This window comes from Thioalkalivibrio sp. K90mix, from assembly GCF_000025545.1.
GTDB lineage: Bacteria > Pseudomonadota > Gammaproteobacteria > Ectothiorhodospirales > Ectothiorhodospiraceae > Thioalkalivibrio.
This window is the reverse complement of the sequence record NC_013889.1, coordinates 985921-1002469: the sequence shown is the minus strand read 5'-3', so window position 1 is coordinate 1002469 and position 16549 is coordinate 985921. Positions and strand designations below refer to the sequence as shown.

15 protein-coding genes are annotated in these 16549 nt (G+C 65.4%); 4 read left to right on the top strand and 11 right to left on the bottom strand.

Translation table 11 applies throughout. The features are described 5' to 3' along the window. Nucleotides 1-13 precede the first annotated feature (13 nt). Complete coding sequence (gene ppk1, locus TK90_RS04745; protein ID WP_012982354.1) at nucleotides 14-2086, top strand: polyphosphate kinase 1; 2073 nt, start codon at nucleotides 14-16, stop codon at nucleotides 2084-2086. On the opposite strand, the gene TK90_RS04740 is transcribed toward ppk1, so the two are convergent. From TK90_RS04740 to egtD, 3 genes are read right to left on the bottom strand one after another with little or no spacing between them, the layout of a single operon-like run. After that, nucleotides 2079-3578, bottom strand: coding sequence for an exopolyphosphatase (locus TK90_RS04740; RefSeq protein ID WP_012982353.1), 1500 nt, complete (start codon nucleotides 3576-3578; stop codon nucleotides 2079-2081). The two genes, ppk1 and TK90_RS04740, sit on opposite strands and share 8 nt — an antisense overlap. Beyond that, nucleotides 3579-4091 (bottom strand): histidine phosphatase family protein, encoded by a 513-nt coding sequence (locus TK90_RS04735; RefSeq protein WP_012982352.1) that lies wholly within the window; start codon nucleotides 4089-4091, stop codon nucleotides 3579-3581. It lies immediately after the preceding gene. Beyond that, entirely contained in the window at nucleotides 4088-5113 is a 1026-nt protein-coding gene (gene egtD / locus TK90_RS04730) for an L-histidine N(alpha)-methyltransferase (protein ID WP_012982351.1), read from the bottom strand. Before egtD ends, TK90_RS04735 begins: the two co-directional genes overlap by 4 nt. 82 nt (nucleotides 5114-5195) lie before the next feature. On the opposite strand from egtD, the gene egtC reads away from it, so the two are divergent. From egtC to TK90_RS04715, 3 genes are all read left to right on the top strand, one after another. After that, nucleotides 5196-5978, top strand: a complete 783-nt coding sequence (gene egtC, locus TK90_RS04725) for an ergothioneine biosynthesis protein EgtC (RefSeq protein WP_012982350.1) — start codon at nucleotides 5196-5198, stop codon at nucleotides 5976-5978. Nucleotides 5979-6043: 65 nt separating this feature from the next. After that, the gene (locus tag TK90_RS04720; RefSeq protein ID WP_012982349.1) at nucleotides 6044-7198 is read left to right on the top strand and encodes an SUMF1/EgtB/PvdO family nonheme iron enzyme; all 1155 of its coding nucleotides are present in this window, start codon (nucleotides 6044-6046) and stop codon (nucleotides 7196-7198) included. Between the two features lie 19 nt (nucleotides 7199-7217). Then, nucleotides 7218-7952, top strand: coding sequence for an SIMPL domain-containing protein (locus TK90_RS04715; RefSeq protein ID WP_012982348.1), 735 nt, complete (start codon nucleotides 7218-7220; stop codon nucleotides 7950-7952). Between the two features lie 23 nt (nucleotides 7953-7975). Here the strand turns inward: TK90_RS04715 and TK90_RS04710 are convergent, their stop codons facing one another. From TK90_RS04710 to flgF, 8 genes are all read right to left on the bottom strand, one after another. Then, nucleotides 7976-8662: a hypothetical protein gene (locus tag TK90_RS04710; RefSeq protein WP_012982347.1), complete on the bottom strand. Its 687-nt coding sequence runs from the start codon at nucleotides 8660-8662 to the stop codon at nucleotides 7976-7978. A gap of 92 nt (nucleotides 8663-8754) precedes the next feature. Continuing rightward, the gene (gene flgL / locus TK90_RS04705; protein ID WP_012982346.1) at nucleotides 8755-10005 is read right to left on the bottom strand and encodes a flagellar hook-associated protein FlgL; all 1251 of its coding nucleotides are present in this window, start codon (nucleotides 10003-10005) and stop codon (nucleotides 8755-8757) included. Nucleotides 10006-10022: 17 nt separating this feature from the next. Beyond that, nucleotides 10023-11945: a flagellar hook-associated protein FlgK gene (gene flgK / locus TK90_RS04700; RefSeq protein WP_012982345.1), complete on the bottom strand. Its 1923-nt coding sequence runs from the start codon at nucleotides 11943-11945 to the stop codon at nucleotides 10023-10025. Between the two features lie 56 nt (nucleotides 11946-12001). Next, nucleotides 12002-13057: a flagellar assembly peptidoglycan hydrolase FlgJ gene (flgJ, locus tag TK90_RS04695; RefSeq protein WP_012982344.1), complete on the bottom strand. Its 1056-nt coding sequence runs from the start codon at nucleotides 13055-13057 to the stop codon at nucleotides 12002-12004. Further along, nucleotides 13057-14226, bottom strand: coding sequence for a flagellar basal body P-ring protein FlgI (locus tag TK90_RS04690; protein WP_041444308.1), 1170 nt, complete (start codon nucleotides 14224-14226; stop codon nucleotides 13057-13059). Before TK90_RS04690 ends, flgJ begins: the two co-directional genes overlap by 1 nt. Before the next feature lie 50 nt (nucleotides 14227-14276). Continuing rightward, nucleotides 14277-14975, bottom strand: coding sequence for a flagellar basal body L-ring protein FlgH (flgH, locus tag TK90_RS04685; protein ID WP_012982342.1), 699 nt, complete (start codon nucleotides 14973-14975; stop codon nucleotides 14277-14279). Between the two features lie 4 nt (nucleotides 14976-14979). Further along, nucleotides 14980-15768, bottom strand: a complete 789-nt coding sequence (flgG, locus tag TK90_RS04680; RefSeq protein ID WP_012982341.1) for a flagellar basal-body rod protein FlgG — start codon at nucleotides 15766-15768, stop codon at nucleotides 14980-14982. A 31-nt stretch (nucleotides 15769-15799) separates the two neighbouring features. Beyond that, a complete protein-coding gene (gene flgF / locus TK90_RS04675; RefSeq protein WP_012982340.1) occupies nucleotides 15800-16540 on the bottom strand; it encodes a flagellar basal-body rod protein FlgF in 741 nt (246 codons plus the stop codon). Nucleotides 16541-16549: the final 9 nt, after the last annotated feature.

Sequence of the window (16549 nt, the reverse complement as noted above, 5' to 3'; positions counted from 1 at the left end):
CCCCGAGTCGTGCATGCCGGATGCCGACGTGACCGATACCGAGCTCTTTCTCAACCGCGAGCTGTCACTGCTGGAATTCAACCGGCGCGTGCTGGAACTGGCACGCGACCCGGGCTTTCCCCTGCTCGAACGCTTGCGCTACCTGAGCATCTCGTCCACCAACCTCGACGAGTTCTTCGAGGTACGCGTGGGATCTCTGCGTCAGCAGATCGACCTGAACGTCCAGACCCCCGGGCCGGACGGCCTCTCGGCGGCGGAGCAGCTGCGCCAGATCGCGCCCCGCGCGCATGCGCTGGTCGACGATCAGTACCGCACCCTGAATGACGAACTGATCCCGGCGATGGCCGCCGAAGGTATCCATTTCGTGCGTCGATCGCACTGGAACGAGCAGCAAAAGGCCTGGGTGCGCCAGTTTTTCCGCGAGCAACTACAGCCGGTGCTGAGCCCGATCGGGCTCGATCCCGCACACCCCTTTCCGCGCATCCTGAACAAGAGCCTGAATTTCATCGTCACGCTGAAAGGCAAGGATGCATTCGGCCGCGAGTCCGGGCGCGCGGTGGTCCAGGCCCCGCGGTCACTGCCGCGTCTGGTCCACCTCCCGCGCGAGGTGGCCAGTGGCGATTCCGATTTCGTGCTGCTTTCGTCCATCCTGCACGCCCATGTCGACGAACTGTTCAAGGGCATGAAGGTTACCGGCTGCTACCAGTTCCGGCTGACCCGCAACTCCGATCTGTTCGTGCAGGAGGAAGAGATCGATGACCTCCTGAACGCCCTGGAGGGCGAACTGCCCCAGCGCAACTATGGCGCCGGGGTGCGCCTGGAAGTTGCGGACAACTGTCCGGACGAGGTCGCGCAGTTCCTGCTGCAGGAATTCCACCTGGAGGCGGACGACCTCTACCAGGTCACCGGTCTCGTCAATCTGAACCGCATGATGGCGGTGTACGACCTGGTCGACCGGCCCGACCTCAAGTTCCCCCCGTTCGTCCCCTCCCTGCCACGCCCGGATGCCAGCGGCGACAGTATCTTCGCCTCCATTCGCGCGCACGACCTGCTGCTGCATCACCCCTACCAGTCGTTCATGCCAGTGGTGGATTTTCTGCGCCAGGCCGCCAGCGACCCCCGCGTGCTGGCGATCAAGCAGACGCTTTACCGCACAGGTACCCAGTCCCCGCTGGTGGAGACCCTGATCGAGGCGGCGCAGTCGGGAAAGGAGGTGACGGTGGTCATCGAGCTGCGCGCCCGTTTTGACGAGGCGGACAACATCGAGCTGGCCAACCGGATGCAGGACGCGGGCGTGCATGTCACCTATGGCGTGGTGGGTTACAAGACGCACGCGAAACTCGCCCTCGTGGTGCGCCGCAATGGGGACAAGCTGGTGCGCTACGCGCATCTGGGCACTGGCAACTACCACTCGGGAACCGCCAAGGCCTACACCGATTACGGCCTGCTCACGGCCGACCCGGTACTGACCGAAGACGTGCACCGCGTATTCCAGCAGCTGACGGGACTGGGCAAGGTGGAACGCCTGCGCGAGCTCATCCAGGCCCCCTTCCGCCTGCACGATGCCATGTGCGAGAAGATCGAGCGCGAAGCGGAAAACGCGCGCGAAGGCCGTCCGGCGCGGATCGTCGCCCGCATGAACTCCCTGAACGAGGCGCGTATCATCCAGGCGCTTTATCGCGCATCACAGGCTGGGGTCCGTATCCAGTTGATCGTGCGCGGTATCTGCAGCCTGCGCCCGGGGGTTCCAGGCATCTCCGAGAACATCGAAGTGCGTTCGGTACTGGGCCGCTTTCTGGAGCACTCGCGGGTGTTCTATTTCGAAAACGGCGGCGAGCCCGAACTGTATCTGTCCAGCGCCGACTGGATGCCCCGCAATTTCTTTCGCCGGGTCGAGGTCGCCTTTCCGATACGCGATACCGCCATGCGCGACCGAGTCGCCGAAGAGTCGCTGTTCAACTACCTGCGGGACACCGCCAGCGCCTGGACGCTACAGGCCGACGGCAGTTACCGACGGGTCGAACCGGCCGCGGACGAGCCCCCCCATTCTGCCCAGCAGGAACTCCTCCACACCCTCGCTAGCTGAAGGCCAGTTCCAGGTCGTGGCGCACCCACTGCCCCGCCTCCTCCTCGAGGTCGGCCCGCGTCAGCGGATGGGCCTCCAGCCAGCCCGTGGAAAACCCCAGCACCAGCCCGCGCTCGCGTGCTTCGATGCGCTCCAGCGGCGGGGGCTCCGGTGAACGCGAGCGGTGCAGCAGCACCGCCAGCCGCAGCAGACTGGCCAGCCGCAGCACAGGCTCGACCCGGGCCTCTCGTACGTCATTGAGCAGCTTCGGCTTGAAGCTCCTGCGGTGCAGGCGCACCAGCAGCGCCAACTCGTGCTGCTCGGGTTGGGAGAACCCGGGCAGGTCGGCCCAGTTGAGGATGTATTCGCCGTGCTTGTGGTACTTGCTGTGCGCCAGGGCCAGCCCCACCTCGTGCAGCTCCGCCGCCCAGTCCAGGCGATCGCCGTCGTTCTCGTCCAGTTCCCAGCGGGCCCGGACCGCCCCCAACAGGCGCGCGGCCATGGCCTGCACCCGCGCGGACTGGGCCTCATCCACCGCGAAGCGCCGCCGCAGGTTGTGAATGGTCAGGCCACGCACATCCTCGTGACGGAAACGGCCCAGAAGATCGTGGATCACCCCCTCGCGCAGGGCACCGTCGGAGGGGTGGAGGCGCTCGATCCCCAGCGCCTCGAATGCCCCGATCAGCACCGCCAGCCCGCCCGCGATGACTGGTACCCGGTCCTCGGCAAGACCGGGCAGCTCGAGTTGGTCCAGGCGCCCCACTTCGATCATGCGCTCGCGCAGGGTCCGCAGCGCGGCAAGTGTAATGCCCGGTGCCTCGTCGATCCCCGTCTCGCGCACGATACGATCCAGCGCCAGGATGGTGCCGGAGGCACCCAGCGCATGGTCCCACCCCGCTTCGCGGTATGTAGCGGCGATCGGTTGCAGTTCCTGGCCAGCATGCAGCTCGGCGGTGGCAAATGCCCTGGGTGTCAGGCGACCGTCGGAGAAATGCCTGCGGGTAAAGGTCACGCAGCCCATCTCCAGGCTCTCGGCGAGCATGGGCTGAAAGCGCTCGCCGATGATGAACTCGGTGCTGCCACCGCCGATGTCCATCACCAGGCGCCGCCCCCCGTCATCGGCGAGCGTGTGAGCCACCCCCAGGTAGATCAGCCGCGCCTCCTCGCGCCCGGCGATGATCTCCACCGGATGACCCAGCGCCTGCTCTGCGGCGGCCAGGAAAACATGACTGTCGGCCATCTGCCGAAGGGTATTGGTCCCCACGACGCGCACACTGCCTTGGCGTAACTGGCGCAGCCGCTGGCCAAAACGCTCCAGGCAGTCCAGTGCACGGCGTTCAACCGTTGGATCCAGGCGGCCTCGAGCGTCCAGACCACTGGCCAGTCGCACCGTTTCCTTCAGCCGGTCCATCTTCAGGACCTCGCCTTCGTGACGGCGGGCCACGATCATGTGGAAGCTGTTGGACCCCAGATCGACCGCCGCGACGGTCTCGCCCTGCCCGTTCATGCCCATCTACCCGCGCTCTCCCGAGAGATCCTCCAGCACCCGGCGAGGCAGCAGCCAGACCAGCTGCATGGGGCCCGGCAGACCGCCGCCCAGCGCGCAGACCGAACCCTTGCCCATATGCACGCCGCCCGCCCCCGGCCGACCGCCCATCAGACGCCCTGCCAGAGACGAAAGATCCGGCTCGTGGCCGACCACCACCAGACTGCCGTCGGCCGGCAGTCGCGCGGCCAAAGCCTCCAGTTCCACCCCGGCCACCTGTCCGGGTGCGAGCCATTTCTTCTGACGTACCGGGACGGCGAGCGCATCGGCAAGGGGTGCCGCCGTCTGGCGGGCGCGCAGGTAGGGACTGGTGAGCAGTTCCGTATGACCGGCAAGCAGGGTGGCCAGCGACCCCGCCATGCGCCGGGCACTCACCTGTCCGGCCTCGCTCAGCGGCCGGTCGCGATCATCACCCTCCCAGTCCCCCGCGTTACCCGCCTGGGCGTGGCGTACCAGTACAAGACGCGGGCGCAGGCTCACGCCGGCCCACTCCCCGGTGCCAGGAGGAACAGGCTGTAGGCCTCGTCCGGCGCCGACCACTGTGTCACCAGTGACAGCCCGGCACCGGAAAGCAGCTGACCGACCATGGGGCGCGTGAACTTGCGCGAGATCTCGGTGCGGATGGTCTCGCCATCCGCGATATGCAGGGTCGCCATGGGCTCGGACACCTGGACGGTCTGAGCACCCTCGGCCACCAGGTGCATTTCGATTCGGGAATGCGCCTCGACGAACGGGGCATGATGACGGAAACCATCCGGGTCGAAATCGGCCCCCAGCTCGCGATTGAGAACGGACAACAGGTTCAGGTTGAACGCCGCCGTCACACCGGCCGCGTCATTGTAGGCCGCCTCCAGCACGGGAATCGCCTTGACCCGGTCCAGTCCGAGCAGGAGCCGGTCCGCTTCACCCATGGCTGCGCGAATCTGCGACAGCAGCGCAATCGCCTCGTCGTCCTCGAAATTTCCCAGGCTCCCGCCGAGAAAGGTAAAAAGGCGCGCGCCACCCGGGCCGGAATCCAGCGTCGAAAGAGCCGAAAGTGCGGCGACATAGTCACCACACAGGGCCTCGATCGTAAGCGAAGGAAATCGCCCCAGCAGACGTTCGGCCGCCTCGTCGAGGATCTCGCCACAGACGTCGTTGGCGACGTAATACGGATCGTCGACCCGCTCGTTCAGCGCCGCCAACAGGTACTCGGTCTTGCGCGAAGTCCCGCTGCCGAGCTCGATCAGCGTGTGGGCGCCCGAGGTGTCAATGATCTCGGCCGCGCGGGATTCCAGCAGGTCCGACTCCAGGCGCGTGGGGTAATACTCCGGCGTGTCGCAAATGGCGTCGAACAGCTGCGAACCACGGGCATCGTAGAAGTACTTGGGTGGCAACCAGCGCGGCGCCTCCAGCATGCCCTCACGGAAGTCTGCCACCAGTTCCGCATGCGGGTCGCGCACCTGCACCACATGCCGGGTATAACGCTCCGGGAGCGGTATGGCGGGACTCTCGGGCTTCATGGGCACATCCGTGCTTCGGGGTTCCCGGCACGCTACCATGAAACCCCGGACGCCCCAACTGCCCTCAGGGAAGCGCTGATCAATGTGCCGACATCTTGCCTATCTGGGTCCCGCGCTTGCGCTTCGGCGGGTACTGCTGGATCCGCCGCACAATCTCATCGAACAGGCGATTGCGCCACAGGAACTGGTCTATGCCCGGGTCAACGCGGATGGGTTCGGCTTTGGCTGGTTCAGTGAAGATGGCACCGCTCGTTGCTATCGCCGCGCCGACCCCCTGTGGCAGGACCCGAACCTGCAAACCCTTGCGAGCACACTGGAGGAACCCCTCTGGATCGCGGCCATCCGCAGCGCAACCCCCGGCTTCGGGGGTGGCACGGTCAATGCCCAGCCCTTTGCCAGAGACGGACTGCTCTACAGTCACAACGGGCTCATTGGCGGATTCAGACCGAACATCCGCCGCCAGATCGAAAATCTGCTCACCCCGGAGATCGAGGCAGGCATCCAGGGCACCACGGATTCCGAGTACCTGTTCGCGCTGGTCCGCCAGTTCCTCGCGGACGACGAGAACGCGACACTGGAAGGGGCCCTGGGCGAGGCCTTCTCCACACTCGAGACCTGGCTGGGCGAGGATATGGCACTCCTGAACGTCATTCTGTCCGACGGACGCCGGGTGATCGCCAGCCGACACGCGGTCAACAGCGCCTGCCCCAGCCTCTATTACACCAGCGACGATGACGACTTCCCCGAGGACTCGGTCGTCGTCGCCTCGGAGCCACTCACCGACCGCGAGCGCTGGCGTCCGGTGCCTTCGGGGCACATCCTGATTCTCGATCCCGACGAGCCCCCGGAACTCCTGGCGCTTTAGATCCTCCACCGGGTATGAGCGCGCGGGAATTTCAACACCCAACGACCCCTGTCCCTTTTTCGCCCATGCTGGACGCACTCGCGCGCCAGCACGAGCGCTTGAACATCGCGCTGGAGACAATCCCACCGCACATGTGGCGCAACCAGTACCATCCGGACCTGAGTCCGATCGGCTGGCACTACGCCCACTGCCATTTCATCGAGGCCGTGTGGTTGCGCGAACGTGTACTGGGTCTCGACGCGCACAGCACCCATGACTGGCATGACCTCTATTTCCCGGAATGGAGCCCGAAGTGGCGCCGTGGCGGGCGGCTTCCGGCGGGCGAAAGCCTGCTTGCCTGGGGGCGCGACTGCCAGGCGCGGCATCGCGACTGGCTGGCCACGGAACCCGACATTCGCCGCCATCCACTGCTCGACGACGGATACCTCGTGGGCTTCCTCGCCCAGCATCACGCCATGCATCTGGAAACGCTCGCCCAAGTCCTCTGGTTTGCGCGTCTGCGGGAGCCGAACGCTGGCGCCAGCGTGTCCCACCGCCCAACCCTCCACTCCCCCACAGCAGGTGCATGGGTCGAGTGGGACGCCACGTCCACCACCGTGGGCACCACGGACGTACTTGCGTTTGATAACGAACAGGGCGTCCACACGGTCGCACTCGCCCCCTTTGCCATCCGGCGGGACCCGGTGACCAACGCGGAATGGACCGCGTTCATCGAGGATCATGGCTACAGCCGTGATGAACTCTGGAGCGACGAAGGACGGGCCTGGCGCGACACCCACGCCATCCAGGCCCCACTCGGGTGGCGGGAGTCGGGGGCAGGCATGGGCCTGCAGGTTCTCCCGGAGGACACCATCCAGCGCCAACCCGATGCCCCGGTGGTGGGCATCTCCCAGTTCGAGGCCGAGGCCTTTGCCCGATGGGCCATTGCCCGGCTGCCCCACGAACACGAATGGGAACACGCCTGTCGCGAGGGAGCACTGCAGGGCACCGGGCGGGTGTGGGAATGGTGCGCAAATCCATTCGCACCCTACCCCGGATTCCGCCCATTCCCCTACCACGAATACTCGGCACCATGGTTCGATGGCCAGCATTACGTCCTGCGCGGCGGCAGCGACTGGAGCGACCCCTTGTTGAAGCGGCCGAGCATGCGCAATTTCTTCACGCCGGAAAAACGCCACGTCTTTGCCGGCTTGCGACTTGCACGTACTCTGGAACCCTGACCCTACCGGATATCATCCCATGCGCCGCACCACATCCCTGCGTCCTCTTGTCGCATGCCTCTGGCTGAGCGCCCTGCTGCTGGTCCCACCCCTGGCGGCCGCCGATGGCAACACCACCCTGATGCTTTCCGGCCATGCCGAGCGCCAGGTGGAGAATGACCGAATGACAGTTCAGATGCAGGCCCAGGCCCGCGCGCCGGACGCCCGCGACGCCGCGGCCACGGTAAATCGCCTCATGGAACAGGCCCTGGCGCGAGCAGAGGACTATGACGCTGTCGAGGCCTCGACCCGCAGTTACACGACGCAGGCCATCCATGACCGCGATGAACCGGGCCAGATTACGGCCTGGCAGGTTCAGCAGACACTGGAGCTGGACAGCCCTGACTTCGAAAGCCTGACCGAACTGGTGGGTGCCCTGCAGTCGGACGAACTCACCGTGGGCCAGATTCGCTTCTCCCTCAGCCGCGAGACCCAGCAGGAGCACCGCAAGGCATTGCTGGAGGCTGCGATGGACGACTGGAAGGATCAGGCCCGCACGATCGCACGTTCACTGGGGGCGACTCACCTGCGTCCCGTGGAAATCGAGCTCGTCGACAGTGGCTACGACCGCCCGCAGCCGATGATGGCGATGCGTGCAATGGACGAATCCGCCAGTCCACCTGCCCTGGAGGCCGGGACCTCCACGGTGTCCGTCACCGTTCGGGCCAGGGTCGAGGCGCTGGGAGGGGAGACGCTGCGCGTCGACCCGAGATAAGCCCGCTGTCCGCGACGCTGAGTCTAGCGCGCGAGATGCAGGGCCAGCTCACCTTCGCGAACATCGATGCTCTCGATCCCCGCGCGCAGGTGCTGGAAGGGCTCCAGCGCCAGCAGGTCCTCGTCTTTCAGGCCGCCCAGCCAGGCATCCGGAAGGGGGATCCCGGCAACGGACACACCGACCAGCCGGGCGCGCAGTTCGTCGCCCTCGGTCTCGAAACGCACACCGGAACGCACGTTGAGGACGCGCCCTCCCATTAGAGGTACGTCCGCGGGCACGTCGATGCGCACCCGGGTGCTCACCTGCCCCGGCGTCAGGCGGACCGCCACCCGTCCGGCCAGGTCCGGGTCACGCGCGATCAGGGCATTCAGCTCGCGTTCCGTGAACTGAACGATCCGCGCCTCGTCGGTCTCTTCATAGAGCTCGGGGATCAGCGGCTCCGCTTCCGCCTCGAGATCGATGATCGGTTCGCTGGGGGCCTGGTCCGGGCGCGGCGCATCGGGTGCGGAGATCGCCTGCAGCTTGGCCTCGAGCTCCACCTGTTCCTGCTCGCTCAGGGTCACCGGTTTCGGCTCGCCGGACTGCAGCATGATCACGCCCCAGAACCCCGCCCAGATGAACGCCAGCACCAGCAGGACGATCAGATAGCGCGGCGGGCGCCCGGTGGAGCGGTACTGGATTGGAGCAGAGGGTTCCTGGGATTTGGCCATTGCTAGGTCCCGTCCTGGATGGACGCATCATGGGGATCGCAATATGGTCGCACAGACGCCTGCGCCTGTGCGCAGGCTCATCGCGTGCCGCTTCAGATGAAGTCGAACAACGAGAGCCGGTTGACCTGGGTATAGGTCTGCTGGGCTGCCTGAAGCGCCACCTGCTGCTGATTGAAGCGGCTGATCGCCTCGGCGTAGTCGAGATCACGAATCTGCGATACCGCACTCTCGAGATCCAGCAGGCGATCCTCGTTCAGGTCCTTTTGCTGGTCGAACGCCTTCAGCTTGCCCCCCAGATCGGCGCGCTTGTCGCCAAAGTTGCCGAGCACGGCATCCAGGTCGGCCAGTGCGGCATTGGAGGCACTGGCCAGGTCTGCCCGCGCACTGGCGGAATCACCACTGCGCTCCAGCGCATCGATGATGCGATCCAGGGTCTGGAACACACTGAAGTTCTCGGCCGGTCGCGAAACGACCCCGTCACCCGGCTCGGGCATGCCGCTAATGGTCACGCTGCGGCCGGCGAATTCGATCGACTCACCCGGCACATAGGGGTACTGGATCGGTTCTCCGTCACCATCTTCCTCCAAGCCCACGACCTCACCATCCTCGTCGATATAGGTGACGGTATAGACAAGCTCTCCGTCGTCATTCTCGTCGAAGGTGATGCTGTACTCGCGGTCATCCAGATCGGAGACACGGGTGACGCCGGTCTTCTCCAGGACGAGGGACCCATTGTTCTGAAGCACCTCGGCTCCGACTCGGCCATCGTTCTCCGGGATATCCATAAATACGGCCGCGCCATCGTGGCCCACCGCAATCTTGCGATCGGCCGAAACGGCCACCTCGCGCACGCTCCCCGCACCCGAGGCCCCCTCGTACCGGATCTCGCCATCGCCATCCTGCCGGAAGGGCTGATTCTGGGACTTCGTTCCGGCGAAGATATATTCACCATTGGGATCTTTGGTATTGGCGATATCCAGCATCCCGTCGCGAATCTGGCGCAGCTCGTCCGCCAGGTATCCGCGGGTCTCGCGCGTCTGGCTGTCGTTGTTGCCGGTGACGACCAGCTCGCGCGCCCGCTGCAGGGCATCGGTGCCCTGCGCAAGCAGCGACTCCTGCTGCTGCATGCGCGGCTGGGTGTTCTCCATGTTGCGCTGAAACTGCTTGGTGGCCTTGATGATACGCTCGAACTGGTTGATCTGGGTCGCGCCACTGGGGTCATCCGAAGGCGACAGGATGCGCTTGCCGGAACCCAGCTGCAGCGAGGTGCGGTTGAGCTCGCCCTGGCCAGCCTGGATCTGGTTGATCCCGCTCTGGAAGATCTGGGTCGTGGAGATACGCATCTTGGGCTCCCGGGTCGCTAGCGGCGGAACGCGCCGAGCAGGCTGTCGAACAGCGAGTTGCTGACCTGAATCACTTGGGCGGCGGCCTGATAGGCCTGCTGGTAACGGATCAGGTCGGCGGCTTCTTCGTCCAGGTTCACGCCCGAGATCGACTCGCGCTGGGCCTTGGCCTGCTCCAGCTGGGCATTCGCCGAATCCAGCGCCACGTTGGCCTGGCGCGTGCGCGTCCCAACGTTCGCGATCAGGCTGTTGTAGGCATCGCCAAAACCGGGGACCCGCCGATCGCCATTATCCGTCTCGATCGTGCGCGCCTCGGACAGGTCGGCCATCTCGAGCATGTTGCGGTTATCGCCAGGGCGGTCACGATCCAGTTCGACGACAAATTCATCGCCTTCCTCCGGCGTCCCTTGCAACGTCAATTCCCAGCCATCCAGCTCGATAACAGTTGGGCCATCATCATTCACCGGAAACTGTTCGCCATTGACCTCGTAGAAGAGGTCACCGCCGTCCTCCACAACCGTCACCGTGATCGGATCATCCAGAACGGCAGGATCAAAGGCGTCCCCCGTAACCTGGATTCCTTCGATCGTTGCATCGCCGCCATTCCCGTCAGCAGCGGATGCCTGCAGGGAAGCGCCCGCCGCCGCGATACCCGAGGGGTCATCCAGGACGACGTCGAGATCGCGTGCGCCATTGCGCGTCGGCTGGATCAGCCAGTTGTCGCCCGCCTCGGCATCATCCAACTCGCTGATGTCCACGACCAGGCCATCGGCCTCGAGGGTATCCCCATCATCCGGGTCGAGTTCTGCGACGACCTGATTGTTGGACAGGCGCACGAGCTGAAAGTCGCCATCGTCGGTGACCCGCAGGCGATAGTCCGATGTCGTCAACTCGTCGACATTGCCAAAGCTCACCTCGGGTACATCACCTGTGCTGTTGCTGGAGCGACCCCAAACCGCAGGCGAGCCAATCCCGAAGATGTCACCGCCGATCTGCCCGTCGGCGTCCAGGCCCTGGGCGTTCTGGTCATTGGAAGCCTGCCCGAGCTGGATCGCGATCTGGCCCAGGGTGTTCTGTGCGGTGTCGATGACCGAGTCGCGCATCTCCAGCAAGCCGCCGAGTTCGCCCCCCTGCAGGAAGCGCGTGATGTTCGCCACACCGCTACCCGACTGAATCCCGACCTCAAGCTTGCCGGGATCGCCGGAGAAGGAATCCGCCACCAGCGACTGGCTGGTTCCGCCCAGCACCAGCGCCTGACCATTCCCAATGAACACATTCAGCGCGCCGTCGTCCTGCTCGACCGTGGTCAGGTCGACCTTCTCCGCCAGTTGATTCAGCACACGGTCGCGCTGATCCAGCAGATCGTTCGGCGTGCCCTGGGTGCTCTTGGCAACGATCTCGCGGTTGAGCCCGGCCAGGGATTCGGCCAGCTGGTTGATCTCTTTGACGTTGGTCTCGATCTGCCCGTTCACGATACGACGCTGTTCCTCAAGGCGCCCGTCGATCGCCTTGAAGCGCTCCGCCAGCGATTCCGCCTCGGTCAGGAACACGGTACGCGCCGCATTGGAGGTCGGATCGTTGGCCACGTCGGAGGCGGCATCGAAGAAGCCCTGCAGCACGGGGGCCAGGCCACTGGCGTCATCTGCCAGCAGATTGTCGATGCGCCCGGCCAGGTCCGCCTTCGCCTGCGCATTGGACTGCCCGGAGATGCTCGTGCGCAGCTGAGTGTTGACGAAGTCATCGGAGATGCGGCGGATCGCATCCACGCCCACACCCTGGCCCTGATAGGAACCGCCCAGGAACTGCGGGCTCAGGTTGCCGAGCTCGGTGCGCTGACGGCTGTAGCCCTCGGTCGCGGAGTTGGCGATGTTGTTGCTGGTCGTGCCGATCGCGCGCTGAAACGCCAGCAGTGCGGAGGTCCCAATGCCGGAGACGCTCATACCCCGCCCCTCCCGGTCAGGCTCACCCAGCTGGATTTACGTGTTCGCGACATGGTCTACCCCTCGTTTCGGGTAACGGCCGGCTCGGCCAATGCTTGAGTCGGTTCGGGATTCACATATCCCGACAACTGATCGCGCACGCGCAGCACCTTGTCCGCGTAGGCGGGATCCGTCGCGTAACCGGCGTCCTGCAACTCGCGGATGTACTGCACATCGTCGCCCGCCTGCAGGGCGCGGTGATAGCGCGGGTTGTTACGAATGAAATCAACGTAGTCGGCGAAGGAGTCCGCCGGGTCGGCATAGGCGCGAAAACGGGCCTGCTCGCGCTGGGCCACACCATCGCGGTATTCCAGCGTACCCACGGCCACCTGATCACCGTCCCAGCGGGCGTCGGCCTTGATCCCGAACAGGTTGAAGCTCGGCTGACCGTTGTCGCGCGAGGGCACGTGGCGGCCCCAGCCCGTCTCCAGCGCGCTTTGTGCCAGCAGAATACCGGGGTCCACACCCAGGTCGGCGGCCGCCTCCCGTGCCAGTGGTTCCAGTGTCGCGACAAACTCGGACGGGTCACGGGGCGGCCAGTCGATCGCCAGCGGGCTGGCCTGCCCCCCCAGCCGCCGCAATTCACCGGTCCCGGCCTCGACATCACCCCGTGCAGGACGCATGGGTACGACCGGCTCGAGCTCGCGTTGCTCGTCGGAAAGGCGCTTGAAGTTCAGGTCGCCCCGACGTTGCGGGAGATCCAGGGCCGCCAGACGCTCCGGATCGCGCAGCGCCTGTCCGTCCTGCGACTGGCCCTGCTGCGACAGTTGTTGCATCAGCACCTCGCGCAGGCCGATCCCGTCACCCTGGCTCATGGCCTTGGCGAATTCCTGGTCCTGCATCTCGAGGTACATCTTGCTCTGCTCGTTATCGAACAGGCCATCGCCCAGCGAGGCCTCGCGCATCTGCTTCAGCATCTGCCCAATCAGCATGGCCTCGAACTCGCGTGCAACGGCCTCCAGGGCCTCGTCACCGCCGGCCTGGGCGGCCCGCCCAAGATCACGCAGACCGCTCGGGTCGCTGGCCAGGGCCGAGCGCGCCTGCATGGTCAGGTCCTGGCCGGAGGAGATCATCAGATGACCACCAGCTCCGCGCGCAGCGCACCCGCCTCGCGCAGGGCCTCGAGGATCGCGACCAAGTCGCCAGGGGCAGCACCCACGTTGTTCACCGCGCGCACAATCTCATCCAGCGAAGTGCCCGGGTCAAACAGGAACATGGTGCTGTCATCCTGCTGAATGGCGATGTCCGTCTGCGGTTGCACCGCGGTCTCGCCCTCGGCAAAGGGCATTGGCTGCACCACCTGCGGGGCCTCGCTGATGGTGACGGTCAGGCTGCCGTGGGATACCGCCGCCGGGGTCACCTGCACACGGGAGCCGATCACCACAGTACCCGTACGCGAGTTCACGATCACCCGCGCCGGGGGCGCCCCGCGCTCGATGGGCAGGTTCTCCAGCTCCGCGACGAAGCCCACCCGCTGATCGGGATTCTGGGGTGCGCGCACGCGTACCGAGGATCCATCCAGCGCATGGGCCACGCCGGGGCCGAATGTATCGTTGACCGTTTCCACCAGACGGTTGGCCGTGGTGAAGTCCGGTCGGTTCAGGTTCAGCGTGACATGATCGCCCTGGGCAAAGGCGGTCGGCACCTCGCGTTCCACCGTGGCACCGTTCGGTATGCGCCCGACGCTGGGCACGTTCACCGTAATCCGCGAGCCGTCCTGGCCCTCGGCACCGAAACCGCCCACCACCAGATTGCCCTGGGCGATGCTGTAGGTCTGACCATCCGCGCCCTTCAGCGGCGTCATCAGCAGCGTCCCGCCCCTCAGGCTGGTCGCGTTGCCCATCGAGGAAACGGTCACGTCGATACGCTGGCCCGGCTTGGAAAACGGTGGCAGTTCGGCCGTCACCATAACGGCGGCGACGTTGCGCAACTGCGGGTTGCCGGCATCCGGCGTCAGGCCCAGCTGACCGAGCATGTTGTTCAGGCTCTGGATGGTGAACGGAGTCTGCGTAGTCTGGTCACCGGTACCGTCCAGGCCCACGACCAGTCCGTAGCCCACCAGCTGGTTCTCGCGCACGCCGAACACGCTGGCCACGTCCTTGACCCTCTCGGTGTAGGTACGTTCCTGCATCGCCGCCTGCTGCTGGATAGCCGTCTGCGCCTGCGCACCGGCGATTCCGCCCAGCAGCAGCCCCAATGCGGCCACCAGCCCGGGAAGCGCACGACCCGTGACGCGACGCATGATGCACTGATCCGACTGATGCACTGTTCGCTGCATGTCTGCTCTCCCGCTCAGAACGGCCACCAGGGGCTATTGAAGAAGCGGGTGATCCACCCGGGTGTATTGCTGTCGGCGAGCACGCCCGTGCCGCCGTAATAGACGCGCGCATTGGCCACCTGGGTGGACAGCACGGTGTTGTTGGTTGTCACGTCCACCGGGCGCACGATGCCGCGAAAGCGCACGTATTCCTCGCCCTGATTGATGCCCAGCCATTTCTCGCCCTGAACCACCAGATTGCCGTTTGGCAGCACCTCGGCCACGGTCACGGTGATCTCGCCATCCAGTTGATTGCTCTGCGAGGAATCGCCGGAGCCATCGAAATCGCGGGTACTCGTATTGCTGGCGCCGAACAACGGGCGGCCCCGGTGGGTCGCCTCGCCACCAAAGGCCTGCAGGTTGCCCAGATCGAGGCTGGAATCCTTTTGCGTGGAGGTCGAGGCGGACTTCTGCGCCTGGGTGCTCTCGGCGAGGATCACGGTCAGGATGTCACCGACCTGGCGTGCCTTGTAGTCCTCGAACAGCCCCTGGGACTGCGCGACCTGATAGATGCCGCCATTGTTCTGGGCCTGCGGCACCGGTTGTGGCGGCATCACCGGGTTGTAGTCCGGGTTGTCACCCGGCATGGTCGGCTGCGTGGCCGCGCAGGCGGACAGCACCAGCACGGCCGCCAGGCCCAGGATGGGGCGCACAAGGGTTTCAAGGCGGTTCATGGCGTTACCCGATCGTCTGGTTGACGAACTGCAGCGACTGGTCGGCCGCGGAAATCGCCTTGGAGTTGACCTCGTAGGCGCGCTGGGTCTCGATCATGTTCACCAGCTCCTCGGCGATGTTCACGTTCGAGGTCTCCAAAGAGCCCTGTACCAGGGTTCCGGTACCGTTCAGGCCGGGCTGGGCCTGCTGGGCCACGCCGGAGGCTGCGGTCTCCTGAAACAGGTTTTCACCGATCGCCTGCAGACCCGCCGGATTCACGAAATCCGCGAGCTGGATGTTGCCCAGCTCCACCGGCTCCGCCTGACCCGGGATCTGCGCGGTCACGGTGCCGTCTTTGCCGATCGCCAGCGACTGGGTGTCCGGCGGCACGAACAGGCCCGGTTGCAGCGGATAGCCGTTGGACATCACCACTTCGCCATCGGCATTGAGCTGGAAGCTGCCGTCACGCGTATAGCCGATGTCACCATTGGGCATCAGCACCTGGAAGAAGCCCCGCCCCTCGATCGCAACATCCAGCGAGTTGTCCGTCTGCTGCAGGTTGCCCTGGGTAAACATCTTCTCGGTCGACACGGCGCGCACACCGGTCCCGATCTGCAGCCCCGAGGGCAACTGCTGATCCTGGGTGGCCTGTGCGCCCGGCTGGCGTACGGTCTGGTAGATCAGGTCCTCGAACACCGCGCGATCTTTCTTGAAGCCCGTGGTGTTCACGTTGGCCAGGTTGTTCGAGACCGTCGACATGCGCGTGTGCTGCGCGTCGAGGCCGGTCTTGGCGATCCACAGTGCCTGGTTCATGGTGTTCTCCTGTTATCTCTCAAATGCCGTGCTAGCCAATGCCGAGCAGGCGGTTACTGCTTTGTTCCAGCGTGTTGGCGCTGTCCATCATCTTGACCTGCATCTCGAAGTGGCGAGACAGCTCGATCATGCGCGTCAGCGCCTCGACGGTGTTTACGTTGCTGCCTTCGAGCATGCCCGAGACCACCCGCACCTCGGCGTCGGGCGGCGCCTCGCCGCCATCGGCCATGCGGAACAGACCGTCATCGCCGCGTTCCAGCTCGTTCACGTCGGGATTGACCAGACGGATGCGTTCGATCGCGGCCAGGGCCTCCGGCCCCACTCCCTGCGGGCGCACGCTGATCGTGCCGTCCGTGCCGATCTCGATCTTCTCCGACGGCGGGATCGCGATCGGGCCGCCATCCCCCAGGACCTGGTGCCCCTGTGCGGTGCGCAAGAGCCCGAACGCATCCACATGCAGGGAACCCGCCCGGGTGTAACCCTCCTCACCGTCCGGGCCCTGCACCGCGATAAAACCCTGGTCTTCAATCGCGATGTCCAGATCGCGACCGGTGCTTTGCATCTGGCCCTTGGAGAAGTCCGTGCCGTCGGTGCCCAGCTGTGCGTAGTCGCGCGAATCGAATACCGGACCCCGCACGGGGACGGTGTTCGCGTTGGCCAGTGCCTGGCGAAAGCCGTCGGTATTGGCATTCGCCAGGTTGTGGTTGTTGACCGACTGCGCGTGCATGGTCTCCTTCGCGCCGGACATCGCGATGTAGAGGAATCGATCCATGCCTGTGCC